Raw genomic sequence first — 22,646 nt, 5'->3', positions numbered from 1 at the left:
GATTCTCCTTCCGTTTATCCGGTGTATCCGTACGACGCCGAGAGTTCCGGACTGTCGGCCCATGGAGCCTTCGCGAGCCGGAACGCGTTCGAATTGACGATGCGGTCTATTTCCTTATAGAAGTTGATCGCCCCTTCGAAACCGGCGTAGGGTCCCTGATAGTCGTAGCTGTGAAGCTGCTTCATGGGAACGCCCTGTTTTTGGACCACGTACTTTTCCTTGATTCCCGCGCACACGAGATCCGGCTTGTACATCTCGATGAGCTTTTCGGTTTCGTAGTGGTTCAGGTCGTCGATGACGAGGGTCTTGTCCTTCATCTGCTTCATCATTCCGTCGTAATCGCTGAAGGCGAATCCTTCCTTTTCCCGCTTCGCCTTTTCCGCTTCGCTGATCCTCGGCTGGTATCTTTTTTCGTCGGCCGTCACGGTTAGCTCTTCGATATTGCGCGAGTCCGCGTCGACGACGATGCTCGGAAGCACCTTGCGCCCTTCGTAATCGTCCCGGTGCGCGAACTCGTATCCGGCAGCTATCGTTTCTATTCCGATCTCGCCCAGCAGATCCTGATAATGGTGCGCCCGCGATCCCCCGACGAAGAGCATCGCCTTCTTTCCCTTGCACCGTTCATAGATTTCTTTCCGCACGGCTTCGACCTTCTCCATTTCCTCGGCGATGGCTTCCTCCGTCCTTTTCGTCAGCTCTCCGTCGCCGAAGAACTCGGCGATTTTCCTGAGAGACTTCGCGGTGGAATCGGCGCCGATGAAGTTGATCTTGAACCACGGAATTCCGTATTTCTTTTCCATCATCTCGGCAAGATAGTTGATCGACCGATGGCACATGACCGTGTTCAGGTCTACCGTGTGCGCGCTGATGAACTCCTCGTACGTCGAGTTTCCGCTGAACGTGGAGTGGAGCGTCATGCCGCATTTTCCCACGATGCGTTCGATCTCGAAGGCGTCGCCGCCGATGTTGTACTCGCCGAGAATGTTGAAGCGGAACTTTCCCTGCTTCGGCGTATCGTCGAGTCCGACCACGTCGGTGAAAACCTTGTTGTTCGCCACGTGGTGCCCCGCCGACTGGCTGACGCCTTTATATCCTTCGCAGGAGAAGCCGAAGATGTTTACGTCCGGATATTTCGCTTCCATCTCGCGTGCGACAGCGTGCACATCGTCTCCGATCAGTCCGACCGGGCAGGTCGAGAATATTCCGATGGCCTTCGGATGGAAGAGTGCGATGGCCTCGTCTATCGCCGCTTTCAGTTTTTTCTCGCCGCCGAAAATAATTTCGTCTTCCTGCAGATCCGTGCTCATGGCGTACGGCATGAAGTTTACCGCTTCGGCCGTATGCGGTTTCGTCTGGTTTCGCCGCGTAAGCCAGCTGTAAAAACCGCATCCGATCGGCCCGTGGGTGATCTGGAGAACGTCGCGCGTAGGTCCGAGCACGACTCCCTTGCAGCCTGCGTAGGAACAGCCCCTCATGGTCAGGATTCCCGGAGCCGTCCGCGAGTTCGCGAGAATCTCCGGAACTTCGCCTCCGGCCGCTTCGTTTACGACTATCTGTCTTCCGCGTTTCTTCGCCAATTTGGGAGGATATTTTTCCAGCACCTCGGCCTTAAAGACTTCTCCCGGCGTCATCATTTCAACTTCGCTCATGCGCAGCCTCCTTATTCGTCCAGGGTGCCGTCACCCGTTTCGCCGGTTCTGATGCGGATCGAATCGGTCACCGGCATTACGATGATTTTTCCATCGCCGCTCTTGCCGGTGCGGTTCGTCTCCATGATCACGTCGATCGTTTTCCTGACGAGCTTGTTCGGAACGACGACCGAAATCATTCTTTTCGGGATGAGCCTCCCGGCGTTTCCCAGATCGTTCATCTTTTCTTCGTATTCTTTTTCCGCTCCTCCGAGCTGAATCATCTCCACCAGGCCTTTCCCTCTTCCGAGGCAGTCCTTCGCATGCATGGAGGTGATTCCCGCCGCGGACAGAGCCCGTTTCGTCTGGTTGATTTTATTCATCCTGACGATCGCCATTACTTCCTTCATTCTGCAACCTCCGCGCGCCGATCATCGGCGTTTCGAGAACAGTCGATTGCCGCAGTTCTGCGTGAACCGCCGCCAGGGGCTGTTCTCATCCTTCCGCGCCCGTTTCCTTGACGCCGGAACTGACTGTGTACATTTCGTCCACGGGCGAGATGAAAATCTTGCCGTCTCCGAACGCGCCTTTTTCTCCCGTCCTGGCTTCTTCGATGATCGTCTTGACCACGAAGTCCCTGTCCTTGTCCTTGACGACGAGCATCAACAGTTCCTTCGGCACTTCGTCGTAGGTCACTTCCCCTATTTTGATGCCGCGCTGTTTTCCGCGTCCGGTAACGTTCAGCCTGGTGACTGCGGGAAACCCTTCCGCCATGAGACGCGCCATTACCGCGTCGGTTTTTTCCGGTCTCACTATTGCCCTGATTAATATCATCTGTTTCTCCTTTTCGCCTTAGTCCGCGATTCCGAATTCCATTAACAGTTTTTCGAGTTCGTCGATCGGAAGCGGCTTTGGAATGACGAATTTCTTGTTGTTCTCGATGGCCCGCGCGAGCTTGCGGTATTCCTCCGCCTGATTTACGGAAGGATCGAAATCGATAACGGTCTTTTTGTTGATCTCAGCGCGCTGCACCATATTGTCCCGCGGAACGAAGTGGATCATCTGCGTTCCGAGCTTGTCCGCAAGCGCCATGATGAGCTCGTCCTCGCGATCGGTTTTACGGCTGTTGCAGATCAAACCGCCCAGGCGCACCGTTCCCGCTTCCGCGAATTTCATGATTCCCTTGCAGATATTGTTCGCGGCGTACATCGCCATCATTTCTCCGGAACAGACGATGTAGATTTCCTCGGCCTTTCCGTCCCTGATCGGCATGGCGAAGCCTCCGCACACGACGTCTCCGAGAACATCGTAGAAGGTGTAGTCGAGCTTGTACTTCTCGTCGAAGGCTCCGAGCTGTTCCAGCAGATTGATCGAGGTGATGATTCCGCGTCCGGCGCAGCCGACTCCCGGCTCCGGTCCTCCCGATTCGACGCAACGGGTGGCTTTGAAGCCTGCTTTCACCACGTCCTCGAGATCAAGGTCTTCCCCCTCTTCGCGCAGTGTATCGAGCACGGTCTTCTGGGACAGGCCTCCCAGAAGCAAACGCGTCGAGTCCGCCTTTGGATCGCATCCGACTACCATCACGTTTTTTCCCATTTCTGCCAAAGCGGCGACGGTGTTCTGCGTCGTTGTGGATTTCCCGATTCCGCCTTTTCCATAAATCGCTATCTTGCGCATCGTCCTCTCCTGGAGGTGGTTTTCGGAGTTTGCTTGCGCTTGCTCCGATGCATGCTACTTTGCAAAAAGCGTGCCAATTCGGTTCCCTGTGATCTTGTTGCGCGAGTATAAAAGATTAATTTCTTGTATTGTAAGGATTTGATTGGCTCCTTCGAACATATTTTTCTTGGTTTTCTGCGGTATTCGAACTTTTCTCTAAATAGCGAGGTTACATTTGCGAAGATTCCGGATTGTTAATTCCTACTTTTTTGTAGGTTTGCGTGCAAATAAAATTTGACAGACGATTTATACTGTGTTAACGTTACCGTAGAGTGAACAACCGGTTGCGCATCCGAGGCGCAAGGCTTTTTCACATTCCGGTTTCGGCGGAGTTGCTTGCTTTTCAGCGTCGTTTTCGCCGGAAGCTTGCATTTAGATTTTACTAAACTACAATTGAACGTATGCGGACTTGTGTTCGCGGCGGATAAGGATTTTGTACGGCGATGGAAGAAGCAGGAATCGAGCCGAACCAGTTGCAAACTATAAACGACATCGCGGCGGCGCTCGGCGTTTCCAAGACAACCGTTTCCCGTGCGATATCCGGGAAGGGCAGGATAGGGAAGGAAACCCGGGAAAAAGTGCTTTCTTATATAGAAGCGCACGGGTATCGGCCGAATCTGATCGCGAAAAGTTTGGCGGAATCGAGAACCTTCAACATCGCCGTCGTTATTCCGGCTGACGCCGATGTCCACGAGATTCCCTTTTTCCAGGTGTGCCTGTACAGCATCACCGAGGCGGTAAACGCGCGGGATTACGACGTCGTGGTGTCCGTTACGTCTGCGGGAAACATCGCCGGGCTCAGGCGGCTGGTTAAAAACCGGAAGGTCGACGGCGTCATCCTGACCCGGCCGCTGTCGGACGACAAGGCGGTAGCTTTTTTGAAAACCGCGGGACTGCCCTTCGCGGTAATCGGAAACTGCGGCGACGAGCTGGTCGCGCAGGTCGATTCGGACCACGACGCGGGCTGCCGGGAGGCGACTCTGTACGCGCTTTCGCATCGCGCGGGCCCGGTGATTCTGTTGGCGGGCAATCCCGACCATCAGGTTAATAAGGACCGTTTTGCCGGTTTTTGCCGTGCGCTGTCCGAATCCGGAGCCGGGGCTGAGCGGGCTTCGGTTGTGTGGAACGCGGGAAGCAAGAGCGGCATCGAACGGAAAATGCGCAATGCGATGGAAGCTTCGCCGGGAACGCTCTTATGCATGGACGACGTAATCGCGTCGCGTTCTCTTTCATGGCTTCATCGCCACGGGTATTCGATACCGAGGGATGTTTCGCTCATGTCCTTTCATGATTCCGCAGCGATGGAAGACCACATTCCGTCCATTACGGCTTTGCATGTGAACATCCATGACCTCGGCTGCGCCGCCGCGAATAATTTGATCGACGCGGCGAACGGCAGGGAGACCGCGAAGAAAATTCTGGTTCCCTACCGGCTGATAATACGGGATTCTTCCCGGATTTGAGAATCCGGGTTTTGCATATGAACCGGTCCTGGGACCGGTAAATAATAGGAGGAAAAAATGAAGAAAGGTGCGCTGATTGCTCTCCTTCTGGTACCTGCTCTGGCGTTCGCCGCCGGCGGGCAAGATTCTGCGACCGGTTCGGCCGGGAAAAAGGTTACTCTGACCGTATGGGAATCCGACAAGGGTCCGGACGAGTTCATCCGTCAGGCCGGTGCGGCTTTCACCGCTAAAAACCCGAACATCGAGATCAAGTATGTCCATGTCGAGCTCGGAGACGCCGCCGGACAGATCGCTCTCGACGGTCCCGCGGGAGTAGGGCCCGACCTTTTCGCCGCCCCCCACGATAAGCTCGGCGAGCTTGCGACCGGAGGCCATGTGCTTCCTTCTCAGAACGCAGACGCTCTCCGCCGCCAGGTTCTCGGTGCGTGTTCGAGCGCGCTCACCTTCGGCGGAAAGATGTACGGATATCCCGTATCCGCCGAAACCTATGCGCTCTTTTACAACAAGGCTCTCGTAAAAGAAAACGAAGTTCCCAAGACATGGGATGAAGTCGCGGCCTTCGCCAAAAAATATAACGCGGCGAATCCGGGAAAATACGGCTTCATCATGGACGTGGGCAATGCCTACTACACGATCGTATTCACCACGAGCGACGGAAACCGCCTCTTCGGACCCACCGGAACAGACACTTCTTCCACGAACATCAATTCCCCGAAGTCGATCAAGGGTATGCAGTTCTTCCAGAATCTCCGCTCCGTGCTGAACGTTCCTTCCGCCGACCTTACCACCTCGGTAGCGGACTCCGCGTTCGCCTCCGGCACCGCTGCTATGCATATCACCGGCCTGTGGAACGTAGTTCCCTTTAAGGACGCCGGCGTCGATTTCGGCGTCGCTCCTCTTCCCGCTCTTCCCGGAGACGCGAAGCCCGCCGCTTCATTCTCGGGAACCCGCGCGATGTTCGTTTCGGCCTATTCCGATTATCCGAACGAAGCCGCTCTTTTCGCCCAGTTCCTGCTGAGCCCCGAAATGCAGCAGCTCCGCTTCAAGATCACCGGAGCCCTTCCCGCGATCGCTACCAAGGTCGACAGCCCCTACATGGGCGGCTTCCTCGCCCAGCTCGACTATGCCTTCCCCATGCCCTCCATCCCTCAGATGGGCGCGTACTGGGAAGCCATGAACAACGCCAGCAAGAACATCTGGGACGGAGCCGACATCAAAAAGGAACTTGATGCCTGCAACGCCGCAATTCTCGGCAAGTAAGGATTCGATTCGAGTTACCGGATCATGATCGTTTGACGCGTCCGCGGGGCATTGCTTCGCGGACGCGTCTCTTCGACAGGATTTTTCGTCTTTCTGGAGGATCAATGGCATCGATAATGCCCGCCGACGGTTCGGCTCAAAAAAAGATTACGATAACGGCATCCCTGTTCATGGGGCTCGCCCATATTGTGCATCTCAAAGATTACGCAAAGGGTGTTTTTTTTGCCCTCACGGAAGTCCTGTTTCTGGCCTTTTCGCCCTTCATCGTCCATAAGCTCGTCGAGCTTGTGACGCTCGGCTCGCCGCAGCCGGATCTGCCCATCAAACAGCGGGGGAATTCCATCTTCATGCTGATCGACGGCATACTGCTGTTAGCCGTCATCGCGATCTTCATCGTCACGTACGTTCTTTCCGTGCGAAGCGCGCAGTCTTCGTACGCGGAATACTGCCGGAAGAAGAGCTTCCGTTCATTCAAGGAATCCGCCAATGGCGTGTTCGGAAGCGCGTTTCCCGTTCTGGGCCTCGCTCCGAGCTTCCTCATGATTCTCATATTCGTTCTGGTTCCGCTCCTTTTTTCAGCGAGCGTAGCCTTCACCAATTATTCCGCTCCGTCGAACATCCCTCCGAACAATACCGTAGATTGGGTCGGTTTCGAGAATTTCACTACTCTCCTGGGCGGCGAAACCTCCTGGTCTGCCGGATTCGCGCGGGTCGCCTCCTGGACTCTGATCTGGGCCTTCGCGGCGACGATCACCTGCTATTTCGGCGGTCTGCTTGTCGCCGTGCTTTTAAAAGAAAGCAAAATCCGATTCGCTCCGGCTTTCAGGATTATCTTTATTCTGCCGTACGCGGTCCCCGCGGTGGTGAGCATGCTCGTGTGGAAGAATCTCCTCAACGGAACCTTCGGCACCGTCAACAGGACGCTGATGGCTCTCGGCCTCATCGACGAGGTGATCCCCTGGCTCGGCCATCCGGCGCTTGCCCAGTTCACCGTTGTAATGGTCAATCTGTGGGCTGGTTTCGGGTACTTCATGCTTTTGACGATGGGGACGATGACCGCGGTTTCGCAGGATTTGTTCGAGGCCGCCCGCATCGACGGCGCGAATAAATTCCAGGTTCTCAGGCGCATCACGCTGCCCCTCGTACTGTATCAAACCATGCCGCTGATCATCATGAGCTTCACCCACAACATCAACAACTTCGGAGCGATATTCTTCCTTACCGGAGGAAATCCGACCGTTGCCGACAGTACGACCACGAGCGCCGGCGGCACCGACATTCTCGTTACCTGGATTTATAAGCTGACGATCACTCTGCTCAAATACAATTACGCGTCCGTCATCGCGGTCATGATCTTCATCGTGCTCGCTCCGTTCGCGATATTCAACTTCAGCCGGACAAAGGCTTACAAGGAGGGCGAGGTATGAACCATAAAAAATCATCCGGCGTCATCAACAGCTTCGTCGTGTACATCATTTTCGGCATTATTTCGTTCTTCGTGTTATATCCCCTGGTGTACGTCGTCAGTTCGGCGTTTTCCCCCGGAAACAGCATAGCCTCGGTGAGCATCATGCCCTTCGGCGACGGCTTTACCGCAAAGCATTTCGTCCACCTGTTCACCGAGACGCAGTACGGAAAGTGGTTCATGAATACGCTTATCATCGCGGTGTGCACCTCTCTTTCAACCATCATGATCGCGTCGCTCGGAGCCTACGTGTTTTCGCGCTTCCGCTTCGTGTTCAAGAAATCCATGCTGATGTCCCTGCTCATCCTCCAGATTTTTCCCTCGTTCGTCGGCATGGTCGCCATCTACGTGATTCTGCTTCGCATCGGCGGCCTGGATACCCTGTGGGGCCTGGTTCTCGTATACGTGGCGGGAAATATTCCGTACAACACCTGGCTGGTTAAAAACTACATGGATACTGTATCCCGCAGCCTCGACGAAGCGGCCCGCATCGACGGAGCCGGACACTTCCGCATTTACTCGACCATCATCATGCCGGTCGCCCGGCCTATCATCACCTTTCTCGGCATCACGAGCTTCACCGCTCCGTGGATGGACTACATCTTCCCGAAGATGGTTCTCCGCTCCGTCGAAAAGCAGACTCTCGCTCTCGGTCTGTTCAGTTTCGTTACCGACAAGAAAAACGATTTTACCACGTTCGCCGCCGGCTCCCTCATCGTCGCCATACCCTTCATCGCGTTTTTCATCATTACGCAAAAGGCTATGATTACGAGCTTCGGCGGAGCGGCAGTCAAGGAATAAGAAGGATTTTTTATGAAACATGCCATTTACGCTCTCTGCATCGGGGCCGTCGCGTTCGCCGGCTGCGCTTCCTCCGGCGTCTCTTCCGGAAACGCGGCCGCGTCTCTGCCCGTCTACTCAGGAAACCCCGAGGAGGGGGAATTGTTCGTGGAAAAGATCGAAGGCCTGCCTGCCGCCTTCCTGCGAGGCGTCGATGTGTCGAGCGTTTTAGCGCTCGAGAAAAGCGGGGTCGTGTTCCGGGACAAGGCCGGCAATCCGCAGGATCTGTTCGTAACGCTCCGGGATTCGGGCGTGAACAGCATCCGCATCCGCGTGTGGAACAATCCCTTCGACGATCAGGGCCGGGGCTTCGGCGGCGGCAACTGCGACATCGACGCGGCGATCGTTATGGGAAGGCGGGCCGCGGCCGCAGGGCTTCCGGTGCTTCTTGATTTTCATTATTCCGACTTTTGGGCCGACCCCGCTAAACAGCAGGCTCCGCGAGCTTGGGCGGGGATGGATATAGACGCCAAGGCCGATGCCCTCTATGAATACACGAAGACCAGTCTGGCAAAAGCTGTCAAGGCGGGCGTGAACGTTCACATGGTTCAGATCGGCAATGAAACCACCGGCGCCATGTGCGGCGAGACCAACTGGATCAATATCGCGAAGCTCATGAAGGCCGGAAGCAAAGCAGTCCGCGAAGTTTCGGCGAAAGAGAAGAAGAACATCAAAATCGCCGTGCATTTTACGAATCCGGAAAAGTCAGGCGAGTACGAACGGTATGTTCAGATCCTGTCAAAGCAGAATCTTGATTACGACGTGTTCGCTTCCTCCTGGTATCCGTGGTGGCACGGTTCGGTCGACAATTTCGCGGCCGTGCTGAAGCGCGTCGCCGAACTTTCCGGCAAGGAAGTGATGTGCGCCGAAGTTTCGTACGCGCATACGTATGAAAACGGCGACGAAACCGGCAACACGATCTCGGAAGAAACAATGTGCGAAAAGCCGTGGCCGATCACCGTTCAGGGTCAGGCATCGGCTGTGCGCGAAACCATCGCCGCCGTGGCTTCGGTCGGAAAGGCGGGAATCGGCGTGTACTACTGGGAGCCCGCGTGGCTTCCAGTGCCGGGCGAAACGTATGACGACCAGCGGCTTCTTTGGGATCGCGATGGTTCCGGCTGGGCTTCAAGTTATGCCTATGCATACGATCCGAAGGACGCCGGAAAATACTTCGGCGGTTCAAGCTGGGATAATCAGGCGATGTTCGCCTTCGACGGCACGCCTCTTGCGTCCCTTGACGTCTGGCGCCTGGTGTACACCGGTTCCGTAACGGATGTCCGCCCGGATTTCGTCGAAGAGGCGAAGGTGCGCGTGCGCATCGGCGACAAGGCCGCGATGCCCGCGGAAGTATGGGTGGTCAAGAACAACGGTGAACGGGTTTCGATGCCTGTTTCGTGGAATGCGTCCGCAAAGCGCCTGGGCTCGGGTCCCGACGCGGGAAAGATGTTCCCTCTTTCGACGATCGGCGGCGCGCCTCTCGGCGATTATCTGGCAACGGGCGCCTTGGAGGGCGCTTCGCAGGATTCGCCGGCGCCTTCGGCCCTGGTCTCAGTAGTCGAGCCGAACTATCTCGATAATCCGAGCTTCGAGGACAAGGATCTTTCGATGTGGAAGATCGAAAACGTCGGAGGAGTTACGACCGAGTTGTTTGTTCAGGAAAAACTCACCGACGCCAAGAGCGGTAAAAACGCGCTCCATTTCTGGTCGAAAGGGAAGGTCTCCTTCCGGGTCGAGCAGACGGTACGCAATCTCAAGCCCGGCGTCTACAAATTCTCCATAGCCCTTCACGGCGGAGACGCAAAAAATCAGAATATGTACATCTACGCGATTTCCGGAGGGAAAACGCGTAAGGCCGAGACTGATGTGGACGGCTGGAGGAATTTCAGAAGCCCCGTCATCCAGGAGATACAGGCCGACGGCGGTCCTGTAACGGTCGGCGCCTATATCGGCTGCGACGCGGGAGGCTGGGGATCGCTCGACGATTTCCTCCTTGCTCCGGTCAGATAACTATCGTTTTTTTTTACGTAGTCAATTTATAAGATAAGGAATGAACTCGAATGGACAGCTACTCGTACAACCCGCGGTATCTTGAAAAGAACGGCGAACCGTGGTTCCCGATTATGGGAGAAATGCATTATTCGCGCTTTCCGGCCGATCAATGGAAGGAATCGCTTCTTAAAATGAAGGCCGGCGGAGTCGATGTGGTTTCGACATACGTCATCTGGATTCACCACGAAGAGGTGGAAGGCGAATGGGATTTTACCGGAAACCGGGATCTTCGCCGGTTTGTGCAGACGGTGGGCGAGTGCGGCCTTTCCCTCATGCTTCGCATCGGGCCCTGGGTGCACGCAGAGGTGCGCAACGGCGGCTTTCCCGATTGGCTGCTCGCGCGTCCGTTTCCGGTGCGCAGCGCGAACGATCAGCGGTACTTCGCGGAAGTGGACCGGCTGTACAAGAAGATTTTTTCCGAGGTTCACGGACTTATGCTCAAGGACGGCTTCGCCGGCGCCGGGGCAGAGTGCTCAGGCCCGATCATCGGAGTTCAGATCGAGAACGAGTTCGGCCATTGCGGCGGCCTTTCCGGAGAAGAAGGCGAGTCTCACATGCGAACTCTCGCCGGGTTGGCGAAGGCCGCGGGCTTCGATGTTCCCCTGTATACGGCGACCGGCTGGGGCGGCGCGGTAACCGGCGGCATGATTCCGGTGATGGGCGGTTATTGCGAGGCTCCCTGGGACCAGCGGCTGACCGATATCGAGCCGAGCGGGAACTATATCTTCACTCATGAGCGCAACGACCACAATATCGGAAGCGACTACGGCTTCGGCCGGGGCATCACCTTCGATCTGGAGAAATTTCCGTATCTCACTGCCGAGCTCGGCGGAGGGCTGCAGGTGACCCATCATCGGCGTCCGATCGCGCGATCGCGGGACATCGGCGCGATGTCGCTCGCAAAGATGGGCAGCGGGGTGAACTTGCTGGGCTACTACATGTATCACGGCGGCACGAACCCGAAGGGAAAGCTCACTACGCTTCAGGAAACGCGCGATACCGGATCGATCAACGATCTGCCCGAGCTCTCCTACGATTTCCGCGCGCCTATCGGCGAGTACGGGCGCATCAGCGACACCTATCGCGAAATAAAGCTCCTGTCCCTGTTTTTGCATGACTTCGGTTCGGATCTCTGCCGGATGCCGGCGCGTATTCCCGATGAAAATCCGCTGTACCCGGCGAATCGAACCGAGTTGCGGCATTCCTGGAGATGCGCCGACGGGCGGGGCTATCTATTCATCAACAACTTCCAGCGCAGGCAAAAGCAGAACGACCATGCAGGGCGGGTTTTCGCCGCGCCCGGCACGGATCTGTCGTTTCCTCCCTTGACGGTTCGAGACGGCGAATACTTCTTCCTGCCCTTCAATATGCAGATCGGTTCGGCCGTATTGGAAACGGCTCTCGCGACGCCCTTGTGCGTAGTCGAAGCGGACGGAGGCCTCGAGTATGTGTTCTATACCGCATTCGATCAGGCGGAAAAGCTGTTGAAGGAAGGCAAGGCCGGCGAGCTCTACCGATTTAAGGACGGCGTTCTTCCCGCGGATGTCCGCATCCGCACCCTGTCGCGGCAGGAAGCCCTGGACGCATGGAAGGTAGACGGCAAGCTGGTAATGCATAGCGGAGAGCTCTATCAGGACGGAAGCGACGCGTACGTCGATGCTCTCGGCTCCGCGACGCCGGTGCAATTCTCGCTGTTATGGAACGAGGGCGGGAAAACAGTGTACGACATCATCGTCCCCGAATGGACCGGCGACGACGCGGTTTTATCCCTCTCTTACCTCGGCGATTCCGCCCGGCTTTACGAGCAGGGTTCGCTGATAGCCGATAATTTCTGGCTTGCTCCGGAATTGAATTGGGACATCTGTCTTCGCCGTTTTGGAAAGGGGAAGGCTCATCGGCTCCGGCTGGAAATACAGGCTCTCGCAAAAGACGACCGCGTGTTTCTCGAGACCTGGCCGCCGATGGAAAACGGACGGGCCTGTTCGCTCAACGCTGCATCGATGACTCCCGTACGCTACGTTAAACTCTAGCGTTTTACCGTTAGAAACTGGAATAGAAAAGCCTGCCTGGATTATACGATCCAGGCAGGCTTTTTTTGTATCTCGCCGCGGTATCGCGTGTTATACCGAATAAGAGCCGGAAATAGCGGATCCGCCGTGTCCCGTCCAATCCGTGTGGAAAAATCTTCCTCTTTCGGCGTCGGTTCGTTCATAGGTGTGAGCGCCGAAATAATCGCGCTGAGCCTGAATCAAATTGGCCGGTCCTTCTGCGCTCCGATAGCCGTCGAACCAGGTGAGCGCCGAGGCGAGCGCCGGTACCGGAAGCGACGCAGATATCGCCGCGGCGGCTGTTTTCCGCCAGCCGTCTTCCGCGCGGATCAGTTCGCCCGAGAAATACGGTGACTCGACGAGATTTGACAGTTCGGGATTTGCCGTGAAGGCGTCAGCGATGCGGTCGAGAAACACCGAGCGTATGATGCATCCTCCCCGCCACAGCCGGGCAATTCCGGCGAAATCGAGATTCCATCCGTTCGTCCTGGAGGCCTGCGCTATCAGTTCGAACCCCTGCGCGTATGATACTATTTTCGCGGCGTACAGGGCGTCGCGGAGCGCATCGAGCATCGCGTTCCTGTCTCCGTCGAAGGTTTTCTTTTCAACGGGGAATATCCGGGAAGCGGCGACTCTCCGTTCTTTCTGGGAGGACAGTGCGCGGGCGAAAACGGATTCCGTGATAAGCGTCAGCGGCGTTCCTTCGTTGAGGGCTGCGATTCCCGTCCATTTTCCGGTTCCTTTTTGTCCCGCGGTATCGAGAATCTTAAGGGCGAGCGGCTCGCCGTCCGAGTCTTTTTTTCTCAGTATTTCCGCGGTGATTTCCACAAGGTAGGAGTCGAGCTTTCCTTCGTTCCACCGGGAGAATACGTCGGCCATCTCGTCGTGGTTCATGCCGAGATATTCCCTCATGATCCAGTAAGTCTCCGCCAACAGCTGCATGTCGCCGTATTCGATTCCGTTGTGTATCATTTTTACGTAGTGTCCGGACCCGTCCGGGCCGATCCAGGCGCAGCAGGGGTCTCCGTCCGGGCCCTTTGCCGCGATCGACGTGAAGATGTTCCGTATTTCCGGCCATGCCTCGGCCTCGCCGCCGGGCATGATCGACGGACCTTTAAGCGCGCCTTCTTCCCCGCCGGAAACCCCCGTGCCTACGAACCGTATGCCGAGCGCCTTCAGCCTGTGGACCCGGCGCACGGTATCGGCGTAGTTCGAGTTTCCTCCGTCGATCAGAATGTCTCCTTCTTCGAGCAGCGGAATAAGTTCGTCGATCACCGCGTCCACGGCGGCTCCTGCCTTGATCATCATCATGATTTTTCTCGGCCTGGAGATGCTTTGCGTCAATTCCGCAAGCGAACGGGTTCCGATGATTTTTTTCCCCTGAGCCCTTCCGTTTATGAAGGTGTCTACCGTTGCGGTAGTTCTATTGAAAACCGCAACCGTAAATCCATGATGTTCCATGTTCAGCACGAGGTTTTCGCCCATGACGGCGAGTCCGATGAATCCTATGTCTGCCTTCATATTGTTTTCCTGAATCTGTCGAAATAACCCAGGGACCAGCCGAGGGTTCCAATCCCGCCGAGAAGCACCATCGCCCCGGCGATGCGTATCAGCGTAATCCCTATCGTTCCGGGCATGAAGAAGAGAATCAGCGCGAGAACGAGGGATACTCCCGTTTCATAATAAAAGAGGGGGGCGGGTATTCCCGCCTCGCGAAGCTTTACAATGCCGTAGATTTGAAGGGCAGCCGAGAGTACAAGATACCCGGCCAGAATCCATGAAACGATGAGCCAGAGAGTGCCCGCCAGCGCGAGGGGAAGGACTATCGCGACCAAACCGACAACCATGCTCAATACGGCCCGTACGGTCATGACGTTTAAAAAAGGCCGGGCGTCGATTAAATGCCGGCTTTTAACCAGAATGTATACGCCGTTCGAAAAAGCAGCGACGCCCAAACTCACCATTACCGCCTGAATGAATCCTTCAGGAACAAAAAGCATGATAAGACCTGTCAATACGAATATGATCCCCAATACGCTGTATGATTTCACGTAATCCTCCCGGTTGAACTGTTTTCTTTCTCCTTTAATAATACGCATTGCCGGGCCAAAAAAAAAGGCCGAAGAGGAATTTTCGCTCTTCAGCCTTTTTACCGGACTGCATGTCCGGTCATGCCGGAAAAATCGTTACTTGATCAGGCTTCCCTGAACAGCGGAAACGTTGAAGGATCCGGCTTTGATCTTCGCCTTGACTTCGTCCACCTTGGCGACGGTTTCCGCGCTGAGGTTGGGGTTGACCGGGGGAATGCCGACGCCGTCGTTGGCAACGGAGAAGGTGAGGGTCTGTCCGCCGGGGAATTTGCCTTCCTGTTCTGCCTTGATCATGTCGAAGGCGGAAACGTCTACGGCTTTCATGGCGGAGGTCAGGATGATGGATTTTCCTTCCGCATACACGCCCTGCGCATACTGGTCGGAGTCTACGCCGATGATCCACACGCCCTTGTCGGCGCGCGCTTTCGCTTCGTTGATCGCTCCGACGCCGACGCCGCCGGCCGCGCAGAAGATCGCCTTAACGCCGCGGTCGTACATCTGTGCGGCGAGCTGCTGTCCGGCTGCTACGTCGTGGAAGGTTCCCTGATAGATGACGTTTTCGGCTTTAAGAGTAACGGTTGTTCCCAGGTTCGCGTTCGCGTAGGCGACGCCCTGCTGGAATCCCCAGTTGAACTTCTGAACAGCGGGAATTTCCATTCCGCCGATGAAGCCGAAGTCGCCGGTCTTAAGTTCGACGGCTGCAGCGAGACCCGCGAGGAATCCCGATTCATGCTCCGCGAAGAAGATTGCGACGGTGTTTGTTCCGACTTTTTCCTGGCGGGTGTCGTCCCAGGCGCCGTTGTTGGGGCTGCCGTCGATGAGCACGAACTTCGCGTCGGGATACTTGTCCTGAGTCACGAAAATAGCGGTTTCGAATTTGAATCCGGGGGTCACGATGAACTTGTAGCCTGCGTCGTAGAGATTGGTGATCTCTTTAACGTAGTCCGCTTCGGTGGTTCCGGTGGGCTTCAGGTACTTGGTCTTTACACCGAGATCTTTTCCCGCGCGGAGGATGCCTTCCCAGGTTCCCTGGTTGAAGGACTTGTCGTCGATTGTTCCGGCGTCGGTAACCATACCGACCAGCATTTCCTTAGCGGCCTCTTTCTTTCCGCTGCAGGACGTCATCAGCATCGACGGCACCAACAGGGCGGCGGCTGCGACAGCGCATACGAGCATGCTCTTCTTCATGTCTCTTTCTCCTCTTTCTTCTTCACGTACATTTGTTGCCATGGAAAACAAGAAAAGCTTTTCATGGTACATACCAAAATCTTAATTCGGCCTGCATCCCGTGTCAAGCCGATTGAGCCCCGGACTCGAGGCTTCCGTCCCTCTTCAGGACGCGGTAATGCGCGCGGGGACGAGGACCGGCATTTCAGGCGCCGATTCTCCGATGTGTATCGCTTTGCCGATCATTCGGGCGGCTTCCTCAGCCTCTTCCCGGGATCGGGCATGGATGTTCATCAGAACGTCTCCCCTGGAAACCTTCGCTCCCAGTTCCGCAATGTCCGTCAAGCCGACGGCCGGATCGATGATCTGGTCGCTTCTCAGCCTGCCGCCTCCCAGCGCCACTACCGCGAGCCCTAGCGCGCGGGTGTCGAATCCGCGAATAAACCCGCCGGAAACGGCGGCGTAGGGAACGACTACCGGCGCGCGGGCAAGGTATTTTTGCGGATTCTCAAGAAGGTCCGCAGGACCGCCGAGCATGCTCGCCATGCGGGAGAACCGCTCGGCTGCCGCGCCTGAGGCGAGCGCTTTTTCCAGAATAACGCGCGCTTCTTCGACCGTCTTCGCCAGTTTTCCCGCGACGAGGCCTTCCGCGCAGAGCGCCATCGTCACTTCATGAAGGCGCGCCGGTTTGTTTTTCCCTGTCAAATAGTCGATGGCGCATTGGACCTCGATCGCGTTTCCCGCGCAGGGTGCGAGCGACTGGTTCATGTCGGTCAGAAGCGCGCTCACTCCGAGCCCCGCTCCCGTTCCCACTTCCACGATCGAGCGGGCGAGCGCTTCGGAGCGCGCCTGCGTAGGCATGAAGGCTCCGTTTCCGGTTTTCACGTCCATGACGAGGGCGTCGAGGCCGGCCGCAAGCTTCTTCGAAAGGATGGATGCGGTAATCAGCGGAATAGACTCGACGGTGGCGGTCACGTCCCGCGCGGCATAGATTCGCTTGTCGGCAGGAGCGAGGGCTCCCGTCTGTCCGATAATCGCCGTTCCCGCCTCGCGGACCGTCTTCGCCAGAAGCGCCGGATCGGGGAAGGGGTTGTAGCCGGGAATTGAAGCGAGCTTGTCGAGGGTTCCGCCCGTATGGCCGAGGCCTCGCCCCGATATCATCGGATTAAATCCGCCGGCCGCCGCGAACAGAGGGCCGAGCATGAGGGATACGGTGTCTCCCACTCCTCCGGTGGAATGCTTGTCGATGACAGGGCCGGGAAGATTCAAGCTCTTCCACTCCATTACCTGTCCCGAGTCGCGCATCGCCAGGGTCAGGTGCACGCACTCTTCCCTCGTCATGTCGTTGAGAAACACCGCCATGGTAAGAGCGGCGATCTGCGCTTCGCTTACGGAGTTGTTCGTCACGCCGGCGATGAAATCCTGTATTTCTTCTTTCGACAGGGCAATCTTGTCCCGTTTTTTTCGTATGGTTTCCTGAGGTAAAAACATCGGCTTTTTCCTTCGGCCTTTCGGCCTCGCGAGTAATAAACGTATCAATGCGGGCCGTCAGCCCAGAATTTCCCGTGCGAAGCTTCCGGTTTCCTTCGAGCCCAGGAGAAGCTCCGCCGTCGTCGCGGCAATGTCCGAGAAGGATTTTCGCGTTCCTATCGTTCCCGGCTTCACGCGCTTGCCCGCGGCGAGAATAGGAACGTACTCCCTGGTATGATCGGTTCCCTTGAAGGCAGGGTCGCAGCCGTGGTCGGCGGTGATGATCAACAGATCGCCGTCTTTCATCACAGCCTGCAGCTTCGCGAGCTCGGCGTCGAAGTCCTCCAGCGCCCGGCGGTATCCGTCCACGTCGCGGCGGTGGCCGAACTTCATGTCGAAGTCCACGAGGTTGGTGAATACGAGTCCCTTGCCGCCCTTGGCCACCAGGTTGATGGTTTTGTCCATTCCGTCCGAGTTCGACGTAATCGGATGCGTTTCCGTGATGCCCCTGCCGGCGAAGATGTCTGAGATTTTGCCGATTCCGACAACCGGAAGCTTCGCTTCGACGAGCTTGTCGAGCATCGTTTGTTGAGGAGGCTCCAGCGAATAGTCGTGCCGATGGGCGGTTCTCTGCCAAGATCCGGGTTTCCCGACGAAGGGCCGCGCGATGACGCGCCCGACGTTCAGCATTTTGCGGGCCGTTTTGCACCAGTCGTACAGCGTCTCGAGCGGAACAACCTCTTCGTGAGCCGCGATCTGGAACACGGAGTCAGCCGAGGTATAGATGATCGGGAAGCCGGTCCGCACATGCTCGGCTCCGAACTGATCGATGATTTCAGTGCCGGAAGCTACCGTTCGTCCGAGCGTTTTTCTGCCGATCGCCGCCTCGAACTGCTCGGCGACGTCAGGCGGGATGCCCTCAGGCCAGGTCGGAAGCGCTTCGTTCATTACCACGCCCGCGATTTCCCAGTGGCCTACAGTGGTGTCTTTTCCCTTGGTGAGCGATCCCGCCTTTCCCCAGGCTCCTTGCGTCTCTGCGCGTGGAGAGACTCCGCGGATCGGTATGATGTTTCCCAGTCCGAGCGCTTCCATATTCGGAACCGCAAGAGGTCCGGCATCTCCGATATGGCCGAGCGTGTTCGCCCCTTCGTCGCCGTAGAGCGCCGCGTCGGGCAGGGCGCCGACCCCGGCGCTGTCGAGGACGACGATGATTACTCTATCGATTCCCGCCATTCAGTATCCGCCCTTGGCGGTTTCGCCCGAGACGATCTGGATGCCGTTGCTCGTGCCGAGCCGGCGGACGCCCATGTCGATATACATTTTCGCGGCTTCCGCGTCGCGGACTCCTCCGGACGCCTTCACCAGAGCCTTGCCCTTCACTTCGTCGAGCATGAGCTTGACGTCCTCGGGGGTCGCTCCTCCGGTTCCGAAGCCGGTCGATGTTTTCACGAAGTCGGCTCCCGCTTCCACGGAAAGTTTGCAGGCCTTTTTCTTTTCGTCGTCGGTCAGATAGCAGGTTTCGATTATAACCTTGAGAATCTTCGTTCCGATCGCTTCCTTAATCGCGCGGATTTCCTCGCGCACGGCGTCGTCGTGTCCGGACTTTAAAAGGCCGACGTTGATCACCATGTCGATTTCATCGGCTCCAGCGTCTGCGGTATGCTTCGCTTCGAACACCTTGGCTCCCATGGACATAGCGCCGAGCGGAAAGCCGACGACGGCGCAGACTTTGACGCCGGAACCCGCGAGCTCCTTCTTTACGAACGGAACCCAGCCGGAGTTTACGCAAACGGAACAGAATTTGAATTCCTTCGCTTCATGGCAGATTTTCTGGACGTCGGCTTCAGTCGCGGAAGCCTTCAGGATCGTATGATCGATATACATATTCAATTGCATGTACTGTCTCCTAAAAATAAGATTTATCGTTTTCCCTTTTCGAAGGGTTCGCCGGACGCGCGGGGCGCCTGGGTGCTTCGCGAGAAGAACACGAGAGCGAACAGGGTGACGATGTAGGGGAATACTTTCAGAACTACTTCCGGTATCACTTTCAGGGCGGGCTCCGCCTGCGAAGCATTTGCGAGCGTCGCCGCGAAACCGAAGAAGAAGGTAGCTCCCAGAATGCCCAGCGGTTTCCACTGTCCGAAGATGAGGGCGGCGAGGGCGAGAAATCCCATTCCTGCGACCGACCCGCTGAACTCTCCGGCGTAGGTCACCAGAATCGCCGCTCCGCCGAGCCCGGACATCGCGCCGGAGATCATGACGGCGGCGTAGCGGATCCGGTACACGTTGATTCCCGCCGCGTCAGCGGCCTGGGGATGTTCTCCGCAGGCTCTGAGCCTGAGGCCGAAGGGCGTTTTATAGAGCACCCAGGCGGCTGCCGCGAGAATGCAGAGAATCAGCCAGGTTGAACCGTAGGTTTGCTTGAAGAACAGCGGCCCCAGCAGCGGAATATGCACCAGGACGGGGATGTCTATGCGGGGAAGCCCCTGCTGGATCTGGATATTTCCAGAGCCGGTAATCGCCCGCGCAAGGTAGATGGTCAGGGCGCCGGCTATCATGTTGATGGCGGTTCCCGAGATAACCTGGTTCGCGTTGAGGCTCACGCTCGCAAAGGCATGGAGGAGCGAAAAGAGGGCTCCAGCGGCCATCGCCGCGATCAGGCTTACCCAGACTGCGCCCGTCCCCATTACCGGATAGAGGGCTACCGTCGTGATCGAACTCGCGAAGCTTCCGATGACCATGAGCCCCTCGAGACCGATGTTGACGACTCCGCTCCGTTCGCTGTAGAGCCCTCCCAGGGAGGTGATGAGAAGCGGCATCGCGAACGCGACTGCATAGGGAAATATGGTGGATATAATGTGCCACATGGTCAGTTTCCTCCCTTCGCGAATTTCTTCGCGAATGCGTTCATCAGATTGTTGATCAGCACGCTGGTCGCGGCGAAGTAAATGATGCAGGCGATGATGGTGTCCCCGATTTCCGCGGGAATATCGGTCATCGCGTTCATAAAGCCTTTTCCCGACTGCAGTATGCCGAAAAAGAGGGCTGCTCCCACGACTCCGACCGGCGAGGTCGCTCCCAGAAGCGCCACCGCGATTCCGTCGAATCCCTGGCTCGGCATGACTCCGATCTGGAACGACGAGGTGTATCCCGTGTAGAGCGTGAGGCCCGCGAGGCCGGAAAGTCCGCCGGCAATCATCATGGACAGTATGATGTTTCGGTTCACGCTGATTCCTGAATATTCGGCGGCGTGGCGGTTGAAACCGACTGCCTTGAGCTGATAGCCCAGAACGGTTTCCTTGAGGATTACGGCGATTATCGCAACCGCTATGACCGCGAGAAAAATTCCCAGGTTGATGTAGGACCCCGCGAAAAGCCCGGTGAGCCAATCCGTTTTCAGCGAAGCGATCTTCGGTATATGCTGCGATTCTGTTTCGAAGCTTCCCTTGAAGTAGGCCGGAATGAAGTAATAGGCGATCCAGTAGGCGATCCAGTTCATCATGATTCCGGAGACGACCTCGTGCACGTTGAAGCGGGCTTTCAGCAATCCGGGAACGATGCCCCAGACGGCTCCCGCGAGGAGGGCCGCCGCGAGCATGAAGGCGAGGAGGGCGGGGCGGGGCATCTGGACGGTGAGGGCGATGACCGTCGCGGTCAGCCCTCCGGCGATTACCTGGCCGGGAGTTCCGATATTAAAGAGACCGGTTCTGAATGCGAACGCAACCGAAAGTCCGGTGAGGATGAGGGGAGTCGCCATCGCGAGCGTGTTTCCCACCCGTTCGGAGTTCATCAGTCCGCCCGCGAACAGATACCGGTATCCTTCAAGGGGATTGTTTCCAGAAAAGATCATAAGCACTCCTCCGGCAAGGAGACCCAGCAGGACTGATATGATGCCTACCGAAAAGTCCTTATTGACTCGAAGTCTCATTTAACGGCCTCCTTTCGCACTCCGGTCATCATGAGACCGATTTCCTTTTCATTCGTTTCTTTTGCGTTCACCACCGCGACCAGTTCGCCGTGGCAGACGACCGCAATGCGGTCCGACAGATCCAGGATCTCGTCGAGTTCGAGCGACACCAGCAGTACCGCCTTTCCTGAATCCCGCTGCTCCATGAGCCGTTTATGGATGTAGACGATGCTTCCCACGTCGAGTCCGCGGGTAGGCTGGACTGCGATCAACAGATCCGGATTCAGGTTGAATTCCCTGCCGATGATGGCCTTTTGCTGGTTTCCTCCGGACATGCTGCGGGTCGGCGTTACCGCACCCTCTCCGGAGCGCACGTCGAAGTCCGAGATGATCCGGTTCGCGTTTTCCCGTATCGCTTGATGATTGAGAAAGCCTTTCCTTGAGAAGGGGGCTTCCCGGTGAGTTTCGAGTATGCAGTTTTCTTCTATTGAATAATCGAGCACGAGTCCCCGTTTATGCCGGTCTTCCGGTATATGAGCGATGCCGCCTTCGATCCGGTCGCGGATCGAATAACCGGTGATGTCCTTTCCCTTGAGGAAAATCGAGCCGGATTCAGGCTTGCGCAGGCCGGTGATCGCTTCGACAAGCTCCGTCTGGCCGTTCCCTTCGACTCCCGCGATGCCGAGAATTTCGCCGGCGCGGAGTTCGATGGAAAAATCCTTGAGGCCGAGAACCTTCCGCGCGTTCATGACGCTCAAATCGCGCGTTTCCAGAATTACCTCTCCGGGCTTCCATTCGGCTCTCGGTATTTCGAAGGATATCTGGCGTCCGATCATCATCTCTGCCATTCCGGCTTCGCTGGTGTCGCGCACGTCGACGGTATTGATGTATTTTCCGAGCCTGATGACGGTGCAGCGGTCGGCGATCGCCTTGATCTCCCTCAGTTTGTGGGTGATGAGAATGATCGACTTGCCTTCGCTTATGAGGTTCCGCATGATTTTCAGAAGATCGTCTATTTCCTGCGGCGTGAGAACCGCGGTCGGTTCGTCGAATATGAGGACTTCCGCGTCCCGGTAGAGCATCTTGAGAATTTCCACGCGCTGTTGCATGCCGACCGAGATGTTCTCGATGCGCGCCTCGGGGTCGACGTTGAGACCGTACTGGGCCGAGAGCTTCCGGATTTTTTCGGAGGCGTCCTTCAGATCCAGAGACAGTCCCTTACGGGGCTCGATGCCCAGAACGATGTTTTCCGTTACCGTGAAATTGTGGACCAGCTTGAAGTGCTGATGCACCATTCCGATTCCCAGCTCGTTTGCGACGTTGGGATTGTCGATTCGTTCTTCTTTTCCCCTGATTTTAATGGTTCCCGCGTCGGGCTGGTACAGACCGAAGAGAATGCTCATCAGGGTCGATTTACCCGCTCCGTTCTCTCCCAGGAGGGCATGAACCTCTCCCTTCTTTAGCCGCAACGTAATGTTGTTGTTCGCGCGGATGCCGGGAAAATCTTTGGTAATTCCGAGCATTTCCACCACATATTCCATCT

General features: G+C 56.7%; 19 protein-coding genes. 6 read left to right on the top strand and 13 right to left on the bottom strand.

Annotation, left to right across the window (positions count from 1 at the left end):
- Positions 1-14: 14 nt before the first annotated feature.
- The 4 genes from nifD to nifH all read right to left on the bottom strand — a co-directional run bounded on the left by nifD (position 15) and on the right by nifH (position 3,305).
- Positions 15-1,649 carry a nitrogenase molybdenum-iron protein alpha chain gene (gene nifD / locus K7J14_RS10575; RefSeq protein ID WP_230755985.1) on the bottom strand — a complete coding sequence of 545 codons (1,635 nt, stop codon included), beginning with the start codon at positions 1,647-1,649 and terminating at the stop codon, positions 15-17.
- Between the two features lie 11 nt (positions 1,650-1,660).
- On the bottom strand, positions 1,661-2,038 hold the full coding sequence (locus tag K7J14_RS10570; protein WP_230755984.1) for a P-II family nitrogen regulator: 378 nt from the start codon (positions 2,036-2,038) through the stop codon (positions 1,661-1,663).
- 85 nt (positions 2,039-2,123) lie between these two features.
- Positions 2,124-2,462, bottom strand: a complete 339-nt coding sequence (locus K7J14_RS10565) for a P-II family nitrogen regulator (protein WP_230755983.1) — start codon at positions 2,460-2,462, stop codon at positions 2,124-2,126.
- An 18-nt stretch (positions 2,463-2,480) separates the two neighbouring features.
- A complete protein-coding gene (gene nifH, locus K7J14_RS10560) occupies positions 2,481-3,305 on the bottom strand; it encodes a nitrogenase iron protein (protein WP_230755982.1) in 825 nt (274 codons plus the stop codon).
- 482 nt (positions 3,306-3,787) lie between these two features.
- On the opposite strand from nifH, the gene K7J14_RS10555 reads away from it, so the two are divergent.
- From K7J14_RS10555 to K7J14_RS10530, 6 genes are all read left to right on the top strand, one after another.
- Positions 3,788-4,807, top strand: a complete 1,020-nt coding sequence (locus K7J14_RS10555; protein ID WP_230755981.1) for a LacI family DNA-binding transcriptional regulator — start codon at positions 3,788-3,790, stop codon at positions 4,805-4,807.
- Between the two features lie 57 nt (positions 4,808-4,864).
- Entirely contained in the window at positions 4,865-6,067 is a 1,203-nt protein-coding gene (locus K7J14_RS10550; protein ID WP_230755980.1) for a sugar ABC transporter substrate-binding protein, read from the top strand.
- 104 nt (positions 6,068-6,171) lie between these two features.
- Positions 6,172-7,494 carry a carbohydrate ABC transporter permease gene (locus K7J14_RS10545; protein WP_230755979.1) on the top strand — a complete coding sequence of 441 codons (1,323 nt, stop codon included), beginning with the start codon at positions 6,172-6,174 and terminating at the stop codon, positions 7,492-7,494.
- A complete protein-coding gene (locus tag K7J14_RS10540) occupies positions 7,491-8,333 on the top strand; it encodes a sugar ABC transporter permease (RefSeq protein ID WP_230755977.1) in 843 nt (280 codons plus the stop codon). Before K7J14_RS10545 ends, K7J14_RS10540 begins: the two co-directional genes overlap by 4 nt.
- Positions 8,334-8,345: 12 nt before the next feature.
- Positions 8,346-10,379 carry a glycosyl hydrolase 53 family protein gene (locus K7J14_RS10535; RefSeq protein WP_230755975.1) on the top strand — a complete coding sequence of 678 codons (2,034 nt, stop codon included), beginning with the start codon at positions 8,346-8,348 and terminating at the stop codon, positions 10,377-10,379.
- Positions 10,380-10,429: 50 nt separating this feature from the next.
- The gene (locus K7J14_RS10530; protein ID WP_230755973.1) at positions 10,430-12,451 is read left to right on the top strand and encodes a beta-galactosidase; all 2,022 of its coding nucleotides are present in this window, start codon (positions 10,430-10,432) and stop codon (positions 12,449-12,451) included.
- Between the two features lie 90 nt (positions 12,452-12,541).
- On the opposite strand, the gene gnd is transcribed toward K7J14_RS10530, so the two are convergent.
- From gnd to K7J14_RS10485, 9 genes are all read right to left on the bottom strand, one after another.
- The gene (gnd, locus tag K7J14_RS10525; protein ID WP_230755971.1) at positions 12,542-13,990 is read right to left on the bottom strand and encodes a decarboxylating NADP(+)-dependent phosphogluconate dehydrogenase; all 1,449 of its coding nucleotides are present in this window, start codon (positions 13,988-13,990) and stop codon (positions 12,542-12,544) included.
- A complete protein-coding gene (locus K7J14_RS10520) occupies positions 13,987-14,520 on the bottom strand; it encodes a DUF308 domain-containing protein (RefSeq protein WP_230755969.1) in 534 nt (177 codons plus the stop codon). The genes gnd and K7J14_RS10520 overlap by 4 nt, the downstream gene beginning before the upstream one ends.
- A 135-nt stretch (positions 14,521-14,655) precedes the next feature.
- Positions 14,656-15,747 carry a BMP family lipoprotein gene (locus tag K7J14_RS10515; RefSeq protein WP_230755968.1) on the bottom strand — a complete coding sequence of 364 codons (1,092 nt, stop codon included), beginning with the start codon at positions 15,745-15,747 and terminating at the stop codon, positions 14,656-14,658.
- 144 nt (positions 15,748-15,891) lie between these two features.
- Positions 15,892-17,217: a thymidine phosphorylase gene (gene deoA, locus K7J14_RS10510; protein WP_230755966.1), complete on the bottom strand. Its 1,326-nt coding sequence runs from the start codon at positions 17,215-17,217 to the stop codon at positions 15,892-15,894.
- Between the two features lie 57 nt (positions 17,218-17,274).
- A complete protein-coding gene (locus tag K7J14_RS10505) occupies positions 17,275-18,429 on the bottom strand; it encodes a phosphopentomutase (protein ID WP_230755965.1) in 1,155 nt (384 codons plus the stop codon).
- Positions 18,430-19,092, bottom strand: a complete 663-nt coding sequence (gene deoC / locus K7J14_RS10500) for a deoxyribose-phosphate aldolase (protein ID WP_230755964.1) — start codon at positions 19,090-19,092, stop codon at positions 18,430-18,432. It abuts the gene before it with no gap.
- 23 nt (positions 19,093-19,115) lie between these two features.
- Positions 19,116-20,063, bottom strand: a complete 948-nt coding sequence (locus tag K7J14_RS10495) for an ABC transporter permease (RefSeq protein ID WP_230755963.1) — start codon at positions 20,061-20,063, stop codon at positions 19,116-19,118.
- 2 nt (positions 20,064-20,065) lie between these two features.
- Complete coding sequence (locus K7J14_RS10490; protein WP_230755962.1) at positions 20,066-21,124, bottom strand: ABC transporter permease; 1,059 nt, start codon at positions 21,122-21,124, stop codon at positions 20,066-20,068.
- On the bottom strand, positions 21,121-22,644 hold the full coding sequence (locus tag K7J14_RS10485; protein ID WP_230755961.1) for an ABC transporter ATP-binding protein: 1,524 nt from the start codon (positions 22,642-22,644) through the stop codon (positions 21,121-21,123). The genes K7J14_RS10490 and K7J14_RS10485 overlap by 4 nt, the downstream gene beginning before the upstream one ends.
- Positions 22,645-22,646 lie beyond the last annotated feature (2 nt).

This window comes from Teretinema zuelzerae, assembly GCF_021021555.1.
Lineage (GTDB): Bacteria > Spirochaetota > Spirochaetia > Treponematales > Treponemataceae > Teretinema > Teretinema zuelzerae.
The sequence above is the reverse complement of the archived record's forward strand: the minus strand, read 5'-3'. Positions and strand labels throughout refer to the sequence as shown.